6 protein-coding genes are annotated in these 5,341 nt (G+C 63.8%); all 6 read right to left on the minus strand.

Features of this window, described 5'->3' with window-relative positions; translation table 11 throughout:
- Positions 1-194 precede the first annotated feature (194 nt).
- Positions 195-827 (minus strand): hypothetical protein, encoded by a 633-nt coding sequence (locus tag JWN21_RS10620; RefSeq protein ID WP_299649551.1) that lies wholly within the window; start codon positions 825-827, stop codon positions 195-197.
- Positions 779-1,600: a recombinase family protein gene (locus JWN21_RS10625; RefSeq protein WP_299649566.1), complete on the minus strand. Its 822-nt coding sequence runs from the start codon at positions 1,598-1,600 to the stop codon at positions 779-781. Before JWN21_RS10625 ends, JWN21_RS10620 begins: the two co-directional genes overlap by 49 nt.
- 110 nt (positions 1,601-1,710) lie before the next feature.
- Entirely contained in the window at positions 1,711-2,247 is a 537-nt protein-coding gene (locus JWN21_RS10630; RefSeq protein WP_299649554.1) for a gamma carbonic anhydrase family protein, read from the minus strand.
- A 3-nt stretch (positions 2,248-2,250) separates the two neighbouring features.
- Positions 2,251-3,600: an MFS transporter gene (locus tag JWN21_RS10635; protein ID WP_299649557.1), complete on the minus strand. Its 1,350-nt coding sequence runs from the start codon at positions 3,598-3,600 to the stop codon at positions 2,251-2,253.
- Between the two features lie 26 nt (positions 3,601-3,626).
- Positions 3,627-4,739 carry a serine hydrolase gene (locus tag JWN21_RS10640; protein ID WP_299649560.1) on the minus strand — a complete coding sequence of 371 codons (1,113 nt, stop codon included), beginning with the start codon at positions 4,737-4,739 and terminating at the stop codon, positions 3,627-3,629.
- A 6-nt stretch (positions 4,740-4,745) separates the two neighbouring features.
- A partial coding sequence (locus JWN21_RS10645; RefSeq protein WP_299649563.1) for a TonB-dependent receptor occupies positions 4,746-5,341 on the minus strand: 596 nt, incomplete at its 5' end.

A 5,341-nucleotide genomic window follows, 5' to 3' on the forward strand; every position in this document is an offset into this window, starting at 1 on the left:
CCTTCTCGCTGATACCAAGCCGGAACGGCAGAAGCGGCTGCTTACTAGCGCCTGACCCGAACGGCAGCTTTTTACCAATTCGGTCATAGAACACTCCACGGGAGCGACCGAGCTCGTCTTAGCCGAACGAACGAATGTCTGGTTTTGGGAAGCAGCAAGATGGAGCTGAGCGTCCGCAGGTGGGTGCTCTGGGACTACCCGTAGCGTCTGACCTGCGCTGCCCAGCTGCCGTCGATCTTATCACCCAGCGTGAGCGCCCGCACGTCCAGGTGGGCGGGCTGTCTACCTGCGAGGATCGCTTGGACAAGGCCCGGTGACAGGAACACCATCCGCAGCACCCGGGTGAGGTAGGAGCCCGTCGCCCCCTCCCTGGTTGCGAGGGCCTTGATCTCGATGTCGCCTTTACGAAGCTGCGCCCAACAGCCGTGTGCCTGCACTAGCCGCCCGACCAGCAATCGGCTGACCTGATCCTCGAACGGCTTACCGGCATGGACCAATCGCAGCACCCTGCCCGACCGGGTCAGCCGCGCGTCGAGACGGATCTCGATCTCCGCAGGCGCATGCTCCCGTTGCTGGGCGTACAGCAGGTCCGCGATCGCGGCTGAGGAGAGGGTAAGCACCACCTCGTCCGGTGCGACCCGGACCTGCGTGACCACGCCGGCCACGAGCCTGGCAGGCGCCAGCTCCGGACAGCGGCGGTGCAGCTCGCTGACAGCATGGGGGCTGGTCTCCAGCCACGCTGTAGCAGCAGGCTGCAGTGGATCACGGAACAGCTCCCCTACCCTGTCCACCCCCAGCCGCTCGACCTCGCGAGCGGGGATGCGCATGCCGGTGGCGGCGGTGCCGTGATGCAGGTCACGGCTGACATAGTAGGGTAGCGGGCCTTGCCTTCTCCGCCATGGCTGGAGACCGTCCTGGTCCCATGGGTGGAGGTCATCGGCGTGCCGTCGTCATCAATGATCCTGCCCGCGAGCAGGCGGGGGCTGGCCCCGAGGCCGCGGGCGCGGGGCCCACGCGTGTGATCCGCCAGCATCGCCTGCACACTCGCGAACGTGTCCGGGTCGCCGATCGCCGGGTGCTTGCCCTCGTACGCCTTGCCTTGGTGGCCGATCTGCCCGGTGAACGTGACCCACTTCAACATCAGGTAAAGCTGGCCTCGCGAGAAGGTGCAGCCACCCATCCGCTTGCCGGTGGTGGTGGACCGCTCAGGCGAGAGGATGCGGTCATGTACCAGCTCGTCGGCGAGCCGTCGGACATCGCCGAGCGCCAAATACCGCTGGAAGATGTGCCGGGTGATGGCGGCATGGTCCTCGACGGTCGCGAGGCTGCGCCCGTCAGGCTTGTAGCCGAGCGGCGGGATGCCACCCATCCACATGCCCTCTGAGGCCGCAATCTTGCCCCTGATCCGCTCGGCGGTAACCGCATGCTCGAACTGCGCCAACGAGAGCAGCATCTTGAGGGTAAGCCGACCCATGCTGGTGGTGGTGTTGAACGACTGGGTCACCGACACAAAGCTGGTGCCGGCAGCATCGAACGCCTCCACCAGCTTCTCGAAATCGAGCAGCGATCGGGTCAGTCGGTCCACCTCGTAGACGACGATGTTCTGCCAGAGGCCGGCTTATGTTCTTCCGCCGATGAGCGTCCGAAGGTAGAGAATTGGCCAGGCACGAACGAACCAGAATCTGGTTGGTCTGACAATGCCGGAGCCGATCATCCGCGGTCTGGATTAAACCGACTCAAGCCCTGGGCGAAAAGCCGCGCCTTGGCGACGTAGCTGTCGGCGGACTTTTGAAGCGCGTCGATCTCCAGCGCCGACAGCATCCGCGCGACCCTGCCGGGCTGGCCGACCACCATCGCACCGTCGGGAATGACCGACCGGCCGGTAACCAGCGCGCCCGCTCCGATCATGCAATTTTCACCGATACGAGCGCCCGCCAGGACGATTGCCCCTATTCCCACAAGAGACCGATCGCCGATCACGCAGCTGTGGACCATGGCCATGTGACCGATCGTCACGTCGGCACCGATGAACAGCGGAATGCTGGGATCGGAATGCAGCACGGCCCCATCCTGTACGTTGCTGCGCGGGCCAATGACGATCGGGGCATTGTCGCCGCGGACTACCGCCCCGAACCAGATGCTCGCCGCGTCGCCTATCGTCACGTTGCCGATCACGTCTGAGCTCGGCGCGATCCAGCAATCTGCAGCCAGTACCGGCGATTGACCGGACAGAGCGTAAACCGCCACCGTTCAGCCTCGGTCTAACGTGGCAACGACCCGCGCCACTGCGCCGCGACCGATCAATGCGGCGGAGATCCCGATCGTCGCGACGACTACAGTGACGAACCCGAGCGCTACGCCCAGCCCGCCCTTTCCGCTTCCGAAATAGTCGCTGGCCATTCCCACGATGACCGGGCCCAGTCCGACTGCCACCAAGGTCATGCTGCACATGTAGACCGACGTGACTGCGCCGCGATGCTCCGCCGGCGTCAGCGCCTGCAAACCCGCCAAGCACGGTCCGGCAGTCGTCGAAACCGAGAACAGTAGAGCGCCGAGCGCGAAGAGCGGCAGCGCTCCGTCGGGCAGTGTGACAAGCAGAAGGGCGCATGGCACGGCACATGTCATGCCGCAAAGAATAACGGTTATCGCCGGTCCTTTGGCCCCCTTGCGGGTTAGCCGATCGGTCGCCCAGCCGCCGAATAAATTGCCGATCGGTTGAGCGGCGAGTGACACCATACCCACCGCAAAGCCGGCATCGACGATCGAGAAACCCCGCTCCCGCGCGAAATAAGCAGGAGACCAAGCGCCGAAAGCCTGGACCAGCAGGATCGTCGAACAGGCGGCGATGATGTGCGGTACAAAGGCGCGCAGGTGGCGGCGCATGTGGCGGAGCGCATCCGCCAGCGTCGGCGCGCCGACGTTCGAATGCCGCGCCGGTTCAACGATGGTCAGCGTGAACGGCACCAGGATCAGGCCGAGCGTCGCGGCGGCAAGGAAGACCGCTTGCCACGGTAACAGCGCGTAGCCGAGCAGCACGAGCCCAGCTGGCGTCAGGGCGGCAAGCAACATTGCTCCGCCGATCAGCGCGGTCGCCTTGCCCAGCGCCGCGCCCATAGTGAACATGGATATCGCGCGACCCATCTGATCGCGCGCGAAATAGGCCCCTAGCAGCGACATTGCCGCTGGTACGAGTGCCGCTTCGCCGACACCTACCAGCAGACGCGCGCCGAACAGGCCGCCAAACGAGTCGGCCAAGGCGCAGGCGGCGGTGGCCATGCTCCAGACCGTCAGGCCGCACGCGATCAGCATCCGGCGGCTGCGGATATCGGCAAGCCGCCCGAGCGGGAGCGCGGCGGCGGCGTAAAGCAAGGCGAATGCTCCCCCCGTCAGCATCCCTAGCTGAGTGTCGCTAAGTCCGAAGGACATGCGGATCGGCTCGATCAGCAAGCTCATCACGTAACGGTCGACGAACGAGACCAGATGAGCGACAGCAAGCAGCCCGGCGAGGTACCAGGCGTAGGGCGTCGCTCGCACTTCCCTCGGTGCGACACCACCGTTTGTCCCAAGTGTGCCTTCCAGGCCGAGACTGATTGCGGTCATCGAGTGTCTCCGGAGTAGGTGCGGCTTCAGGAGTAGAGCGCGTCGACGAGCGCGATGCAGCGCTCGCCCGAGCCTGCGCCGGCGCACATAAAATTAGGCGCATAGGCAAAGGTCAGCCTGGCTTCCGGATCTGCAAAACCAATCGCACCGCCGGCACCCGGGTGTCCAAATGCACGCGGATTTGGACCCATCGGTACCAGCGGCGGTCCGCTCAGGAAGAAGCCGAGGCCGTAGCGATAGGGCCGGTCGGTCATCCCGCATAGCGTATCCCACTCCAGCGACCGCATCCGCTCACGGGTCTCCGCTGAGACAAGCCGATCGTCGTCCAGCAGCGCCGCGAAGATCGTTGCAACGCTTCGCGCACTGCCGTGCCCGTTCGAGGACGGAAGCACGCAGCGCCGGAAGATCTCTGTATTGTAATAGCCGGGTTCCTTGGGACGCATGTGCCAAGCCCTGCCCAAATTCGTCGTCGGATCGGCGAACGCCTTCAGCGTCTCATGCCCAGGATTGGGAATGATATCGGCAGCTCGCGCCACTTGGTCATCATTGAGGCCCCAGCCGAATTCGATGTCGAGCGGACCCGCGATCTCCTGCTGAAAATAGGTCTCGAGCCGCCGCCCGTCGACGCGATGGATGATTTCGCCGAGCATGAATCCCATCGTCATCGACTGATATGCCCCGCGCGTGCCCGGTGGCCATGCCGCAGGTTGCAGGGCGATCGCGGCAGTCATTTCGTCAAAGTCGAAAATTGAACGGTCCGGAGCACTGTCGGCAAACAAGGCACCGGACGTCCCGCCAAGAACGTGGTGAACGGTGATCTCTTCCTTTCCGCCCTGGGCGAACTCCGGCCAATAGGTCGAGACCGGCTTGTTCGGGTCGATCCGCCCGCGTTCGATCAGCTGGTGGATGCCGATCGCTGCCATGCCCTTGCCGACCGACATCATGCAAACCAGCGTGTCCTCCTGCCAGAGCCGGCTGCGCGCCTCATCGACATGACCGCCCCAGAGGTCGACCACCTTGCGCCCGTCCTTAAAGACGCAGACCGACGCTCCGACCTCGCCTCTTTGGGCGAAGTTGGCGGCGAGAGCGTCGGCGACGCGGCTGAAATCGCGATCGCAATAGCCGTGGACATTTGTCATCTTGAATCAATACTTGAACGAGGCGCGGACGCCATAGGTGCGCGGATCGCCCGGACGTCCGGATGCGGCAGCCGTGAAGCTGGCAGTCCCGGTGACGAACTGCGTATTGGCGAGGTTCTTTCCGAACAGCCCGACTTGGAAGCGATCGTCAGGCAGGGTGTAGCTGACACTGGCATTGACTAGGTCGTAGGCGGCCTGGCTCTGCTCCGGATCATTGTTGGCGACGAAGTACGATCGCGCCTGGCGGAAATATTCACCACGAAACGACAAGTCACCCGCTGCAAGCGGAATGTCATACTGCACCACGACATTTCCGCTGAATTTCGGCGCGGCGTTCATCTGTTTGCCGCTTGCGTCGATGATGATGCCGCCGGGCCCAGGCGCCTGAGGATATTTGCTGTACCTTGCGTCAAGGTACGAGACATTGGCGACGATTCGCAGATTCGGAATCGGCAGCATCATCGCCTCGAATTCGATACCGTCGATCTTGGCAGTCGCAGCATTGGAAATATCAGAGACCCCCGGCGAGATGAACGCCCGAACCTGCAAGTCGCTGTAGTCGTAATGGAACGCCGTCAGATTCAGGCGCAGGTGGCGGTCTA

Source organism: Sphingomonas bacterium, assembly GCF_028292945.1.
In the GTDB taxonomy this organism is placed as follows: Bacteria; Pseudomonadota; Alphaproteobacteria; order Sphingomonadales; family Sphingomonadaceae; genus Sphingomonas.

What these genes read in the sequence shown, in the direction of transcription:
- JWN21_RS10620 (WP_299649551.1), bottom strand. Translation starts at nt 827, where the DNA reads ATGCGCATCCCCGCTCGCGAGGTCGAGCGGCTGGGGGTGGACAGGGTA.
- JWN21_RS10635 (WP_299649557.1), bottom strand. Translation starts at nt 3,600, where the DNA reads ATGACCGCAATCAGTCTCGGCCTGGAAGGCACACTTGGGACAAACGGT.
- JWN21_RS10640 (WP_299649560.1), bottom strand. Translation starts at nt 4,739, where the DNA reads ATGACAAATGTCCACGGCTATTGCGATCGCGATTTCAGCCGCGTCGCC.